Origin of the sequence: Actinokineospora globicatena, from assembly GCF_024171945.1 — a bacterium.
Lineage (GTDB): Bacteria > Actinomycetota > Actinomycetes > Mycobacteriales > Pseudonocardiaceae > Actinokineospora > Actinokineospora globicatena.
Map to the genome: position 1 here is coordinate 245,428 of NZ_JAMTCR010000004.1, position 13,470 is coordinate 258,897.

The 13,470-nt window shown below is 72.8% G+C and carries 14 protein-coding genes; 12 read left to right on the forward strand and 2 right to left on the reverse strand.

The genetic code is table 11. The features are described from left to right. The first annotated feature begins 35 nt into the window (after positions 1–35). Both LV79_RS20030 and LV79_RS20035 read left to right on the forward strand, forming a co-directional pair. The gene (locus tag LV79_RS20030; protein ID WP_253839013.1) at positions 36–803 is read left to right on the forward strand and encodes a hypothetical protein; all 768 of its coding nucleotides are present in this window, start codon (positions 36–38) and stop codon (positions 801–803) included. A gap of 144 nt (positions 804–947) precedes the next feature. After that, the gene (locus LV79_RS20035) at positions 948–2,543 is read left to right on the forward strand and encodes a methyl-accepting chemotaxis protein (RefSeq protein ID WP_253839021.1); all 1,596 of its coding nucleotides are present in this window, start codon (positions 948–950) and stop codon (positions 2,541–2,543) included. A 74-nt stretch (positions 2,544–2,617) separates the two neighbouring features. On the opposite strand, the gene LV79_RS20040 is transcribed toward LV79_RS20035, so the two are convergent. Beyond that, positions 2,618–3,130 (reverse strand): ferritin-like domain-containing protein, encoded by a 513-nt coding sequence (locus LV79_RS20040; RefSeq protein WP_253839023.1) that lies wholly within the window; start codon positions 3,128–3,130, stop codon positions 2,618–2,620. Next, positions 3,127–3,609: a hypothetical protein gene (locus tag LV79_RS20045; RefSeq protein ID WP_253839025.1), complete on the reverse strand. Its 483-nt coding sequence runs from the start codon at positions 3,607–3,609 to the stop codon at positions 3,127–3,129. Before LV79_RS20045 ends, LV79_RS20040 begins: the two co-directional genes overlap by 4 nt. Before the next feature lie 167 nt (positions 3,610–3,776). On the opposite strand from LV79_RS20045, the gene rimP reads away from it, so the two are divergent. From rimP to LV79_RS20095, 10 genes are all read left to right on the forward strand, one after another. Further along, a complete protein-coding gene (rimP, locus tag LV79_RS20050) occupies positions 3,777–4,319 on the forward strand; it encodes a ribosome maturation factor RimP (RefSeq protein ID WP_253839027.1) in 543 nt (180 codons plus the stop codon). Next, positions 4,316–5,329: a transcription termination factor NusA gene (gene nusA / locus LV79_RS20055; protein ID WP_253839029.1), complete on the forward strand. Its 1,014-nt coding sequence runs from the start codon at positions 4,316–4,318 to the stop codon at positions 5,327–5,329. Before rimP ends, nusA begins: the two co-directional genes overlap by 4 nt. A gap of 22 nt (positions 5,330–5,351) precedes the next feature. Further along, complete coding sequence (locus tag LV79_RS20060; RefSeq protein ID WP_253839032.1) at positions 5,352–5,720, forward strand: YlxR family protein; 369 nt, start codon at positions 5,352–5,354, stop codon at positions 5,718–5,720. A gap of 75 nt (positions 5,721–5,795) precedes the next feature. Further along, positions 5,796–8,870: a translation initiation factor IF-2 gene (gene infB / locus LV79_RS20065; protein ID WP_253839034.1), complete on the forward strand. Its 3,075-nt coding sequence runs from the start codon at positions 5,796–5,798 to the stop codon at positions 8,868–8,870. Positions 8,871–8,940: 70 nt separating this feature from the next. Next, positions 8,941–9,234: a DUF503 domain-containing protein gene (locus LV79_RS20070; RefSeq protein ID WP_253839036.1), complete on the forward strand. Its 294-nt coding sequence runs from the start codon at positions 8,941–8,943 to the stop codon at positions 9,232–9,234. A 37-nt stretch (positions 9,235–9,271) separates the two neighbouring features. Beyond that, positions 9,272–9,736, forward strand: coding sequence for a 30S ribosome-binding factor RbfA (gene rbfA / locus LV79_RS20075; protein WP_253839045.1), 465 nt, complete (start codon positions 9,272–9,274; stop codon positions 9,734–9,736). Positions 9,737–9,743: 7 nt separating this feature from the next. Further along, complete coding sequence (locus LV79_RS20080; protein ID WP_253839047.1) at positions 9,744–10,247, forward strand: GNAT family N-acetyltransferase; 504 nt, start codon at positions 9,744–9,746, stop codon at positions 10,245–10,247. Positions 10,248–10,584: 337 nt separating this feature from the next. Then, positions 10,585–11,403 carry an alpha/beta hydrolase gene (locus LV79_RS20085; protein WP_253839049.1) on the forward strand — a complete coding sequence of 273 codons (819 nt, stop codon included), beginning with the start codon at positions 10,585–10,587 and terminating at the stop codon, positions 11,401–11,403. 123 nt (positions 11,404–11,526) lie between these two features. Further along, a complete protein-coding gene (locus tag LV79_RS20090; protein WP_253839051.1) occupies positions 11,527–12,348 on the forward strand; it encodes an alpha/beta hydrolase in 822 nt (273 codons plus the stop codon). A gap of 60 nt (positions 12,349–12,408) precedes the next feature. After that, complete coding sequence (locus LV79_RS20095; protein ID WP_253839053.1) at positions 12,409–13,392, forward strand: DHH family phosphoesterase; 984 nt, start codon at positions 12,409–12,411, stop codon at positions 13,390–13,392. The last annotated feature ends 78 nt before the right edge of the window (positions 13,393–13,470 follow it).

Genomic DNA, 13,470 nt, shown 5'->3' on the forward strand with positions numbered 1-13,470 from the left:
ACACCGGCGGGCGATACCAACTACTGTCAGCGTTCGTGTCGGACCCCCAGCGCCCCGGACCGCCTTGGCCGCCCGAGCAGTACAACCGCTCCGGTGAGACCGAGTGGATCCCCCGCGTGCAAAGCGGACGACGCCCCGACGAGCCGTTCCGGTTCCAGGAGGAACCCGCGCCAGCCAAGACGAACCCGGCGCTGACCTGGGCGTTGCGCGCGGCGGGGCTCATCGCCGTCGCCGTGGTCTCCGGCCTGGTGTTCTTCTACGTGCGAGGTGGCGGCGAGACCACGACCACCCCGCCCACCCAGTCGAGCAAGCCGCGCCCGACCGGCGTCTACGAGTTCGTCGCCCATCCCGATGTCACCCAGCCGAGGGTCGACAGCGACTGCGCGCAGCACGCCTACGGCAAGACCCAGGAGCTGCTCGCCCAGCCGGGCCAGTGCCGCCGGGTGACCCAGGCCCTCTACACCGCCGACGTCAAGGGCAAGCAGGCGCTGGTCGCGGTGTCGGTGGTGCGGATGGGCGACAAGGACAAGGCCACCGGCCTGGTGCAGCTCGTCAACGCCAACGAGACCGGCAACATCAAGGACCTGCTCCGCGAGGGCGTGGTCAAGGCACCGCCGCTGAGGTCGCTGAGCAACGGCTACGCCTCCCAGCTCACCGGGGACACCGTGGTCATCATCGAGGCCGACTACGCCCCGGCCAAGGGCAAGGCCGTGGGCACCAAGGCCGACAAGGACCTGCTGGACAAGGTCTGCGAGGACGCGCTGCGCCTCGGCCCGGAGATCGACCCCGACTCCGGCGGCTGACCCACACGGGTCATGTGACGCGGAACTCCTACGGCCCGGCTCGCGCCGCCCGATTACCTACGCCTGAGGGTGTCCCCGGCCGCGCGCCGAGGCGCCCCCACCGCAGCGTGGGCGGTCCGCGCGCCGGACAGGGAGAAACTTCGCATGGCTGATCTCGTGACCCGCAACCCGCTGCGCCGCAACCTCGGCGCCCGGGTGTTCAGCGCCTTCCTCGTGCTCGCCGTGGTGGTGATCGCCCTCGGCGTGTTCAGCCTCACCCAGCAGGGTGACCTGCGGGACCGCGCCACCGCGATCTCCGAGGACACCGTCACCCCGCTGGTCGACGTGAAGGCCGCGCAGACCTCGAACCTCACCGCGCTGCTCACCGACGTCGTCATGGAGACCGTCAAGGACCCCGCCGCGCTGGAGAGCCTGGCCAAGGGCCGTGACGGCTACCTGGCCCAGTCCGACACCGACTTCGCCAAGCTGGCCACCAGCATCCCGGCCGAGCTGCAGCCGGTGCTCACCCAGCTGATCGCCGACAACCAGGCGTTCTGGACCTCGCACAAGGCCCGCCGCGCCGCCACCGCCGCCGGGGACACCGCCAACGAGGTCAAGTACAACCAGGAGGCCCAGCAGAACCTGCCCAAGGTCAACGAGGGCTTCGCGAAGCTGACCGCCGACCTGGTGCGCTACGCCGAGACCCAGCGCCAGGAGATCTCGGACATGACCAGCACCTCCCGCTGGCTGACCATCGCCGTCATCTCCGCCGCCGTGCTGCTGGCCTTCGCGCTCGGCTGGCTGCTGACCCGCAGCATCCGCAAGCCGGTGCGCACCCTGCAGGACTACGCGAACAAGGTCGCCGCCGGTGACCTCACCCAGGACGTCGCGGTCCACTCGGCCGACGAGATCGGCGAGATGGGCCGCGCGCTGCACCACGCCGTCAACGAGATCCGCACCGTCGTCTCCGATGTCGCCGACTCCGCCTCCGGGCTCGCCGGTTCCGCCGACCGCTTGGCCGCCACCAACGGCAGGCTGACCGACGCCGCGGGCTCGACCTCGCACCGCGCCGGTGAGGTGTCCAACGCCGCGGGCCGGGTGTCCGACAGCGTCAGCACCGTCTCCGCCGCCGCCGACGAGCTCGGCGCCTCCATCCGCGAGATCGCCGCCAACACCTCGGAGGCGGCCAAGGTCGGCGCCGAGGCCACCGCGACCGCCCAGCACACCAACGACATCATCACCCGGCTCGGGTCGTCCTCGGCCGAGATCGGCGACGTCCTCAAGACGATCCGCTCCATCGCCGAGCAGACCAACCTGCTGGCCCTCAACGCGACCATCGAGGCCGCGCGGGCCGGGGACGCGGGCAAGGGCTTCGCCGTCGTCGCCGGTGAGGTCAAGGACCTGGCCCAGGAGACCGCCAGCGCGACCGAGGACATCGGCCGCCGGGTCGCCGCCATCCAGACCGACACCGAGGCCGCGGTGGCCGCGATCGGGCAGATCGTGCAGGTCATCGACCGGGTCAACCAGTACCAGTCGGCGATCGCGGCGTCGGTGGAGGAGCAGTCGGCCACCTCCGACGAGGTCAGCCGCAGCGTCTCCGAGGCGGCCAACGGCACCAACGCCATCGCCTCGGCCATCACCGAGGTCGCGGGCGCGGCCGACGAGACCTCCCGCGGCGTCACCGAGGCCGAGCAGGCGACGACCGAGCTCACCCGCCTCAGCGGCAGGCTGCAGGAAATGGTCACCCGCTTCCGGTACTGACCGCTCCGGTACCGGTAAGACGCGGGTTCGGTGGCCGGGCGGGACTCCTCACGGGGTCCCGCCCGGTTTCCGTTCTAGGGTTGTCCAGGTAGCGCGGGGGTGATCGGGGTGATCCCGGCTGCCTTGCGCCACCGCGTCGCGCGCACGGCCGACTCGGTCAGCGCGGCCACGGCGTTAGTGCGTACGTCGGCGTCGTCGGTCCGCTCCAAGACCGCCCGCCACGCGACCGTGCAGTCCTGCTCCGCGCCCACGACCAACTCCAGCGCCGACGCCTGGTTCGTGACCGGCTTCGGCGGTAGGTACGCGGGCTCGGCTGGCGCGGGTGTGGCACCCGAAGCGCCGATCAGCCGCTCCGTCGTGTCGCGCCGCGACCGGTGCGCCTGCGCACCCTCGCCGATCGCCTTGTCGAACGACGCGGGCAGGAACGCGCTCACCAGCCCGTACACCCACACCGCGGCGTGCTCCGCGCCCAGCGCCGCCTGCACCGCGCCCGCCGTGTCCTGCGCCAGCGGCGGCCGTGTCGGCGGCACCGAGGTAGAGACGACTTCCGTGCCTTGAGTGCCCGGGTCCTGCGTCGGCTGCGTCACGCCAGCACCTCCACCAGGCTCGCGCACCCGGCGGCCACCGAGCCGACCATCCCCGCCCGGTACCTGGGCACCCCGGCCACCACGTCGATCGCCTCCCGCTGCGCGCTGGTCAACCCGTCCGTCAACGCCTTCACCGCGGCCGCCTGGTCGGTGGGCGCGCTCGGCGCCTGCGTGGTCGTGGGCGCGGCGGAGGCCCCGGACGAACTGGGCTTGGGCGGGCGCTCCCGGTCGACCTCGCGCTGCAACAACTCGGCGTGCTCACCCCGGGACTTGGCCACCAGCGCCGCCGGGGCCGCCAGGGCCGGGACCGCGGTCGCGATCGCGTTCGCCAACGCGGCGTCCGAACGGGCCCGGGCGGCGAGCGCGGCCAGCGGATCGGGTGGCGGCGGGGCCGCGGGGGCGGGCGTGCAGGCGGCCAACCCGGCCGCCGCGGTCGCCAGCAGGAGGGCTCGGCGGGTCAGGGGAGGGGTGGCGCTCACAGCGGGTCATCCTGCCAGGCCCCCGCTCGGGCGGTCGGGGAACCGGGATGATCGCCTGCGGCGGCTGCCCCCGGACCGGCGAGATACGCTAGGTGACCACGGTCGGCGGACGGTACCGCCGACCGGCAGACAATCGCACCGTCGACCAGAACAGGGAGCGGCCAAACGTGGCCAACCAGGGACAAGGCGATCCCATCACGGCCGAGCTGGAGCCGGTCGTCGCGGGCGCCATCGCCGAGGCCGGGTTCGAGCTCGAGCAGCTCGACGTGGCCCAAGCGGGCCGCAGGCGGCTGGTGCGGGTCGTGGTGGACGGCGACGACGGCGTCGGTCTCGACGAGGTCGCGGTGGTCAGCCGCGCGGTGGCCGCGGTGCTCGACGAGCACGACGCGGTGCTCGGCGGCCCCTACACCCTCGAGGTCACCTCGCCCGGGGTCGACCGGCCGCTGACCCGCCCGAGGCACTGGCGGCGCGCACGGCTGCGGCTGGTGAAGGTTCGCCCGGTCGAGGGAACCGAGTTCACCGGCCGTGTCGGCGCGGCCGACGAGGACACCGACGGCGGGGTGCAGCTGCTCGTCGGCGGCGCGCTGCGCCGGGTCGGCTACCACGAGGTCGCCCACGCCGTGGTCGAGGTGGAGTTCAAGCAACCGCCGGTGGCGGAGTTGGCGATGCTCGAGGGTCGGGCGTCCGGTACTGAGGAGGACGCGCGATGAACGTGGACATCGCGGCGCTGCGCGCGATCGAGCGGGACAAGGACATCCCGTTCGAGACGGTCATCGAGGCCATCGAGACGGCGCTGCTGACCGCCTACAAGCACACCGAGGGGCACCAGGCGCACGCCCGCATCGACATCGACAAGCGCACCGGCCTGGTGCGCGTGCTCGCCTTCACCACCGGCGCCGACGGCGAGGTCGAGGACGAGTGGGACGACACCCCCGAGGGCTTCGGCCGGATCGCGGCCACCACCGCCCGCCAGGTCATCCTGCAGCGGCTGCGCGACGCCGAGCACGAGCGCACCTTCGGTGAGTTCTCCGCCAAGGAGGGCGAGATCGTCGCGGGCGTCGTGCAGCGCGACACCAGGGCCAACGCGCGCGGCATGGTGGTCGTGCAGGTCGGCGACACCGAGGGCGTGCTGCCCGCGGTCGAGCAGGTCCCCGGCGAGAACTACGAGCACGGCACCCGCATCAAGTGCTACGTCGTCGGCGTCACCCGGGGAACACGCGGACCCCAGATCACGTTGTCGCGCACGCACCCCAACCTCGTCCGCAGGCTCTTCGCGCTGGAGGTGCCCGAGATCGCCGACGGCACCGTGGAGATCCCGGCCGTGGCGAGGGAGGCGGGGCACCGCTCGAAGATAGCGGTCCGCTCGTCGGTGCCCGGGGTCAACGCCAAGGGCGCGTGCATCGGCCCGGTCGGTTCGCGCGTGCGCAACGTGATGAGCGAGCTGGCCGGTGAGAAGATCGACATCATCGACTACGCCGACGACCCGGCGACCTTCGTCGGCAACGCCCTCTCACCCGCCAAGGTGGTCTCGGTCACGGTCGTGGATGAGCGCGCCAAGACCGCCAGGGTGGTCGTGCCGGACTACCAGCTGTCGCTGGCGATCGGCAAAGAGGGGCAAAACGCCCGGCTGGCCGCCCGGTTGACCGGGTGGCGCATCGACATCCGCAGCGACGCCGCGGCGGGCGCGCAGGCCGCTCCGGTATCCGGTTCGGCCGAGTGAGCAGGACAAGATAGACTTTCCCATGGTTCGTCATCAGGAACCGGTTTCCGCTCGCCAGCTGGGGCCTGGCCCCGTGCGCACGTGCGTGGGGTGCCGGGCCCGGGTGTCGGACGCGGAACTGCTGCGTGTGGTGCACGTGGACGGGGCGCTCGTGCCCGATCCACGGCGACGGGCACCAGGCAGGGGTGCGTGGGTGCACCCCGAGCCGGGGTGCCTGGCCAAGGCCGAGAAGCGGCGGGCGTTCCCCAGGGCCCTGCGGGTCCAGGGCACGCTCGACGTGGCCGGTCTGCGATCGGAGATCGAGCGGGTCGCAGGCGGTGTCGGGACCGGGATACTCCCGCCCCGTGGTGGAACAGAGGAAGCAGGTCGACCCGTCATGAGTCAGCCGTGAAGCTGAAGACATGAACGCGCGACGATAGGACGAGGTCGACGGGACTGCCGCCGGCCTCATCAGACGAGGAGAGCAGTGGCAGGCAAGGCCCGTGTGCACGAGCTCGCGAAGGAGCTCGGAGTCACCAGCAAGGATGTGCTCGCCAAGTTGAAGGACCTGGGCGAGTTCGTGAAGTCGGCGTCCTCCACCGTGGAGGCGCCAGTGGCCCGCAGGTTGCGGGACGCCTACCCGGGCAAGGGCGAGGCCAAGCCAGGCCCCCGACCCGGCCCCAAGCCGGCACCGCGCCCCCCGGCGCCGCGCCCGGAGGCGAGCACCGCCCCCGCCGCGCAGGCACCGGCGGCCGCGAGCAGCGCCCCGAGCGCACCGGCACCCGCGCCGACTCCGGAGCGGACCCCGAACCCGACTCAGGGCCAAGCGCAGACCGCGCCCCCCAAGCCCGGTTTCGTCCCGGGCCCGCCGCGGCCCAAGCCCGCGCCGCGCCAGGCCGAGCCCGTGCGTGAGCAGCAGGCCCCGGCCGCTGCCGCCGCGCAGGCCCCGCCCGCCGCGCCCGCGACGCCCCCCGCGGCGGCGCCCAAGCCCGCCCAGCGCCAGGAGCGGTCGACGCCGCCCCAGCAGGGTGGTCAGGGTGGCTCCGTGGTGCCGCCGAGGACCCAGTCCCCCAAGCCGGGCCCGCGCGCGCCCCGACCGGGCAACAACCCGTTCGGTGTCGGCGGCGGTGCCCCGGCGCCCAGGCCGGGTGCTCCCCGGCCCGGTGGTGACCGGCCCGCCGGTGGCGGTGCCCCTGGTGGCGACCGGCCGCCGCGTCCCGGTGGCGACCGCCCGGCTGGTGGCCCCCGCGGCGACCGCCCGGCTGGCCCCCGCCCGGCAGGCGGCCCGAACCCGGGCAACATGCCCCCCAGGCCCAACCCCGGCATGATGCCGCCCCGCCCCGCCCGCCCCGCGGGTGGCGGTCGCGGTGGTCCCGGTGGCGGCCCCGGCGGAGCCCGTGGTGGCCCCGGTGGTGGCGCTGGCGGCGGTGGCTTCCGCGGTGGACCCGGTGGTCCTCGTGGCGGTCCCGGTGGTGGCGGCGGCGCTGGTAGCGGCTTCCGCCCCGGTGGTGGCGGCGGCGGTGGCGGTGGCTTCCGCGGCGGTCCCGGTGGTGGCGGTGGCGGTGCTCCGGCCGGTGGTGGCGGTGGCTTCCGCCCCGGTGGCGGCGGTGGCCGTCCCGGTGCCGGTGGTCGCGGTGGCGCGGCTGGCGCGTTCGGTCGGCCCGGTGGGCCGTCGCGGCGCGGCCGCAAGTCCAAGCGCCAGAAGCGCCAGGAGTACATGGACAACATGCAGGCGCCCAGCGTCGGTGGTGTCCGGCTGCCCAAGGGCAGTGGTGAGGTCATCCGGCTCGCCCGCGGCGCCTCGCTGACCGACTTCGCCGACAAGATCAACGCCAACCCGGCCTCGCTGGTGCAGGTGTTGTTCCACCTCGGTGAGATGGTCACCGCGACCCAGTCGGTCTCCGACGAGGTCCTGGAGCTGCTCGGCTCCGAGATGAACTACACCGTGCAGGTCGTGTCCCCCGAGGAGGAGGACCGCGAGCTGCTCGACTCGTTCAAGATCAGCTACGGCGAGGACGCCGGCGACGAGGACGACCTGCAGGCCCGCCCGCCGGTCGTGACCGTCATGGGCCACGTCGACCACGGTAAGACCCGCCTGCTCGACACCATCCGCAAGACGACGGTGCACGAGGGCGAGGCCGGTGGCATCACCCAGCACATCGGCGCCTACCAGGTCGCGACCTCGCTCGAGGACCGCGAGCGGCTCATCACCTTCATCGACACCCCCGGTCACGAGGCGTTCACCGCCATGCGTGCCCGTGGCGCCCAGGCCACCGACATCGCGGTGATCGTGGTCGCCGCCGATGACGGCGTGATGCCGCAGACGGTCGAGGCGATCAACCATGCCCAGGCGGCCGCCGTGCCGATCGTGGTCGCGGTGAACAAGATCGACAAGGAAGGCGCCAACCCGCAGAAGATCCGCCAGCAGCTGACCGAGTACGGGCTGGTCGCCGAGGAGTACGGCGGCGACACCATGTTCGTCGACATCTCGGCCAAGCAGGGCACCAACATCGAGAGCCTGCTCGAGGCGATCCTGTTGACCGCCGACGCGGCGCTCGACCTGCGGGCGAACCCGGACATGGAGGCCCAGGGCGTGGCGATCGAGGCCCACCTCGACCGCGGCCGCGGCCCGGTGGCCACCGTCCTCGTGCAGCGCGGCACCCTGCGCGTCGGCGACTCGATCGTGGCGGGCGACGCCTACGGTCGCGTCCGGCGCATGGTCGACGAGTTCAACGAGGACATCCTCGAGGCGACCCCGTCCCGTCCGGTCCAGGTCATCGGGTTCACCTCGGTGCCCGGCGCGGGCGACACCTTCCTCGTGGTCGAGGAGGACCGCACGGCGCGCCAGATCGCCGAGCGGCGGGCAGCCAGGAACCGGGCCGCGCAGAACGCGCAGAAGCGCAAGCGCATCAGCCTGGAGGACCTGGACGCGGCGCTCAAGGAGACCAGCCAGCTCAACCTGATCATCAAGGGCGACAACTCGGGTACCGTCGAGGCACTCGAGGATGCGCTCACGAAGATCGACGTCGGCGACGAGGTCGAGCTGCGGGTCATCCACCGCGGCGTCGGCTCGATCACCGAGGGCGACATCAACCTGGCCATCGCGGACAACATCATCGTGATCGGCTTCAACGTCCGCGCCGAGGGCAAGGCCACCGAGCTGGCCAACCGCGAGGGCATCGATGTCCGCTACTACTCGGTGATCTACCAGGCCATCGACGAGATCGAGGCGGCCCTCAAGGGCATGCTCAAGCCGATCTACGAGGAGGTGGAGCTCGGCCGCGCCGAGATCCGCGACGTCTTCAAGTCCTCCAAGGTCGGTACGATCGCGGGCTGCATGGTCACCTCGGGTGAGATCCGGCGCAACTCCAAGGCCCGGCTCATCCGCAACGGGGCGGTCATCCAGGAGGGCCTGCCGGTCAGCTCGCTGCGCCGGTTCAAGGACGACGCCGTCGAGGTCCGCGAGGGCTTCGAGTGCGGTCTGACGCTCGGCTCCTACAGCGATCTCCAGGTCGAGGACATCATCGAGACCTACGAGATGCGCGAGAAGCCGCGCACGTAAGCGGTAACGCCCCGGGGGCCGGTCGGTCCGGCCCCCGGGGTTCCCTACTCAGCCCCTCCGGTGATGCCTGGTGTACGTCGGTGCCCTGGAACTCGACGTCCTGCTCGGGGACGTCCACTCGCTCAAGCAGAAGCGCTCCGCGGTCCGGCCCGTGCTGGCCGAGCTGCGCAAGCGGTTCGACGTGGCGGTCGCCGAGGCGGGTCACCTCGACCTGCACCGGCGCGCCCTGCTCGGTGTCTCGGCGGTCGCCGCCGACGCCGCGCACATCTCCGACGTCCTCGACGCCTGCGAACGGCTGGTGGCGGGCCGCCCGGAGCTGGAACTGCTCTCGGCCCGGCGCAGGCTGCTCGGTCCGGACGACTAGACACTGATCACCGAACAACCCCGAAAGAAGGAGCGTCGTGGCTGACGCACCCCGCGCGCGCAAGCTCGCCAAGCGCATCTCGCAGATCGTGGCCTCGGCCCTGGAGCACGAGGTGAAGGACCCCCGGCTGGCCCGGGTCACCATCACCGACGCCAAGGTGACCGCCGACCTGCACGACGCCACGGTCTACTACACGGTCCTCGGCGACAACCTCGACGCCGTTCCCGACCACGCGGGCGCCAAGGCCGCGCTCGACAGCGCCACCGGCGTCCTGCGCACCCTGGTCGGCCAAGGCACCGGTGTCCGCTTCACCCCGACGCTGACCTTCATCGCCGACACCGTCCCGGACGACGCCCGCCGCATCGACGACCTGCTGGCCCGCGCCCGCGCCGCCGACGCCGAGGTCGCCGCCCGCGCCTCCGGTGCCACCTACGCCGGTGAGCCCGACCCGTACCGCGCCCCTCGCGAGGACGACGAAGACGACGAAGACGACGAGGACTAGTCCGTCCATGTGGTCCACGCGCCCGGAAACCCCCTCCGACGTCGCGGCGATCCACGCCATCACCGTGGCCGCCTTCCCCACGGCGGACGAGGCCGACCTGGTCGACGCCCTGCGCGCCGACCCCGCGGCCTGGATCGACGGCCTCTCCCTCGTCACCGTCGACCCCACCGACACGGTCGTCGGCCACGCCCTCCTGACCCGCTGCCACGTCGACGGCACCCCGGCTCTCGCCCTGGCCCCGTGCTCAGTCCACCCGACCCACCAACGAACCGGCGCAGGCACCGCCGCCATCCAAGCCTGTCTGGCCGCCGCCCGCACCCAGCCCGAAAACCTCGTCATCGTCCTGGGCCACGCCGACTACTACCCCCGCTTCGGCTTCACCCCGGCCTCCCGCCTCGGCATCCGGGCTCCCTTCGAGGTGCCCGACGAGGCCTTCCTGGCCCTAGTCCTGGACCCCGCGCGCCCAACCCCCACGGGCCTCGTCCAGTACCCAGCCCCCTTCGGTATCTAGCCCTCGTTTCCGCTCCCGCGCGGGACCTGATGCGGCGAAAGAGTGTGGCCGCAGGTCATATGGATTCCTACCTCCACCGCCAGCAGGAAGTCCGGCACCTCATTCGCCTGGTGGCTCCCGTTCCGGTCCGGGGCGAGCGGGTGTGAGTTCGGTGTCACCCACGGTCCTGCGTGGGGCCGTGGGTGACACCACAGTGCAGCCGGTACTAGCGCGAACGGGCGATTGGCGGAAGGATTGGTGACGCAGAGGGTCGTCGGGGCGTATCTGGGTACCGCTGTTCGGGGAGTGCATGGCTGGCTTGTCCCGCCGTCGGGTGATTGCGGCATCGGTGGGGGGTGTGGCGTCGGCTGTTGGGCTGGGGATGTTCGGGGCTTGGGCGTTGCGGGAGGACGAGAAGCCCGCGCCCAGTGATGCCAGGACGCCGATCCCGGTCAGTGTCGGGCCGACGAGCACCGCGCCGCCGCCGAAGTTGGTGGAGGTCCGGACGGTGCGGTCGAAGGCGCGCAACCGGGATGTCGAGGTGGTGGCGTTCCGGCCGGACGGGGTGGCGCCGGGGGTGTTGCCGGTGTGCCTCGCGCTGCACGGGCGGGGTGCCAGGGCCAGGGTGTTCGCCGAGCTCGGGGTCGGTGATCAGCTCAGCGCGGCCGCCGCGTTCGCCGTCGTGGCCGTGGACGGGGGTGACGCGACCTACTGGCAGCGGACCTCGCCCGCCGACGACCCGCCCGCGATGCTCGCCGACGAGTTACCCGGGTGGTTGGGTGAGCTGGGCCTCAACCCGCGCCCGTTCGCCGTGCTCGGGGTGTCCATGGGTGGTTACGGCGCGCTCAACTACGTCCGCGACCACCGCCACGACGTCCGCGCCGCCGCCGTCCTGAGTCCCGCGCTCTTCACGTCCTGGACCGACGCGCGCGCCCGCAACGTGTTCACCAGCCGCGCGCAGTGGGAGCAGACCGAGCCGCTTCGTCACATCGATGCCCTCGCGGACGTGGAGCTCGGTGTATGGTGCGGCACAGCCGATCCGCTGCTGCCCTCGGCGAACCGCCTCATCGATACGGCGCGACCCGCCGTGGCCAGGACGGGGCCCGGGGGCCACGACGCCGACTTCTGGGTCACCACGATGCCCGAGGCGTTGTCGTTCATAGGCTCGCACATCTGATCCGAGTGGTGTAGACCTATTGTTCCGCACTCGCCCGGTGGTGGCCGATCGCGTCGGGGCGCCCACCCGGTGCCACCGCGGCCGGTGCTGACCACCCGATCATCCCACCACGGGAGTTCCACAGTGGACGGACGTTGGACCAGACGCGGGTTCCTGCTCGCCGCCGCCGCGGCGGCCGCCGGGTGCGGTGCCCGCGAGCAGCCGCCCGCCGCGGCGCCCCCGGCACCGCTGCCCAGCAGCCAGCCCCCGGTCGACTCGACCTCGGTGAGCAACCTGATCTGGCGCTCGTCGATCGGCGACGTCAAGATGATCGTGATGCGCCCGCGCGAGGTCGCCGGTCCGCTCCCGGTCTGCCTGGCGCTGCACGGCGAGGGCACCGACGCCAACCAGTTCGTCGAGATCGGCCTGCCGCCGCTGCTGACCGCCACCGTCCGCGCGGGCACCAGGCCCTTCGCCGTGGTCGCGGTCGACGGCGGCACCGCGAGCTGGCTCGGCGCGCCGCAGAAGATGCTGGCCGAGGAGCTGCCGGACTGGCTCAGCCGCGCCGAGTTGGCCGCGACGCCGTTCTCGGTGCTCGGCATCTCCAGCGGCGCGGTCGGCGCCTTCGAGTACGCCCGCACCCCGGGGCTCGCGCTGCTCACGGCGCTGAGCCCGGCGGTGTTCACCTCGTGGCGCGACGCGGAGCGCTTCGGCGGCTACACCGACGAGGCCCAGTGGGAGCGCTCGGAGCCGCTGCGGCACCTCACCGCCGTCGCGGGCCTGCCGTTCGCGGTCTGGTGCGGCACCGACGACCCGCTGCTGCCCGCCGCCCGTGAGCTGGCCCAACGCACCAAGGCCAACCCGGCGACCTTCGGCGCGGGCGACCACACGACGCTCTACTGGAAGAAGATCCTGCCCGAGGTGCTGCGCTTCGTCGGTGACTCGCTCGGCAAGAAAACGCCCTGACGCCCGTCCAGCCGGTGACCCGACTGGACAGCGTGGCCGGACGCGGGAACCCTGGGTCCGGTGGGAACCGATCTTGCCGCCGACCTGGCCGCCGCCGCTGACCTGCTCCGCACCGCGACCGAGGTGACGCTGCTCGCGCACGTCAGCCCGGACGCCGACGCCCTGGGCAGCGCGCTCGCGCTCGGCCTGGGGCTGCGCTCGCGCGGGGTCGCGGTCCGGGTGTCGTTCGGCTTCCCCGCCGACGTGCCCCGGTCGCTGCGCTCGCTCGACCCGGTCGGCTTGGTCGTGCCCGCCGCCGAGGTGCCCGCCGCGCCGCCGCTGCTGGTCGCGTTGGACTGCGCCAGCGAACAGCGGCTCGGCGTCCTGGTCGACCGCGTCCCCGCGACCGTCTCCGCTGGTGGACGCGTCCTGGTCGTGGACCACCACGTGGCCAACACCCGGTTCGGCACCGACCACGTCATCGACGAGTCCGCGCCCGCGACGGTCGTGTTGGTGCTCTCGTTGCTCGACGAGCTCGACATCGCGCTCACCCCGGAGATCGCGCGCTGCCTCTACGCCGGGCTGATCGGCGACACCGGGTCGTTCCGCCGGGCCACGCCCGAGACGCACGCGCTGGCGGGCAGGCTGCTGGCCGCCGGGGCCGACCCGACCGAGGTGGCCAGGGAGCTGATGGATTCGCGCCCGTACGGCTGGCTGCGGCTGGTGTCCACCGCGTTGTCGCGCGCGCAGCTGGTGCCCGACGCGGTCGGCGGGCGCGGGCTGGTGGTCACCGTGGTGTCGCTCACCGACCTGGAGGGCCTGGAGCCCGAGGACGCCGACAGCGTGGTCGACCTGATCAGGGTGGTCGACGAGGCCGAGGTCGCCGCCGTGGCCAAGGAGATCACGCCGGGGCGCTGGTCGGTGTCGCTGCGCGCGGTGGGTGACACCGATGTGCGCGCGGTCGCGGCGTCGCTGGGTGGCGGGGGTCACCGGCTCGCCGCCGGGTTCCCCGCCGAGGGGTCGGCCGAGGACGTGCTGGTGCTCATCAAGGGGGCCTTCGCCTAGTCCACATCGGACCGGTCGGTGACCGCGCGCGGACCGGCTGTGATCGCTGGGAAAACCCGCGCGCGACTTCTCGACGTT